General features: G+C 46.6%; 1 rRNA gene. It reads left to right on the top strand.

From position 1 onward, the window contains the following. Nucleotides 1–217 precede the first annotated feature (217 nt). Nucleotides 218–328, top strand: a 23S ribosomal RNA gene (locus FME68_RS12980); the annotation flags it as partial.

The raw sequence follows: 328 nt of genomic DNA on the forward strand, positions 1-328 counted from the left end.
TGTAACCCGCACGAGTTTCAGCAGTCAGGTTGGATGACTTCTTGGTTGTTTAAGTTGTGTGGGGTGTTGTGTGAGAACTGTATAGTGGACGCGAGCATTAAACCATGTGCTTGTTACTGTCACTTTTTGTGTGGTGGCAATGTGTGTGGTTTGTGTGATTTCTTTGTTCTTTTGTGTTTTGTGTGTTCACACCAGCACAGTTTGTTGTGTTGGTTGTGTGTTCGTTATTTAGGGCGCATGGTGGATGCCTTGGCATGCTGAGCCGATGAAGGACGTGTAAGGCTGCGTTAAGCCTCGGGGAGTTGTCAATAAAGCGTTGATCCGAGGA

This window comes from Corynebacterium hiratae (genome assembly GCF_009708045.1).
GTDB lineage: Bacteria > Actinomycetota > Actinomycetes > Mycobacteriales > Mycobacteriaceae > Corynebacterium > Corynebacterium hiratae.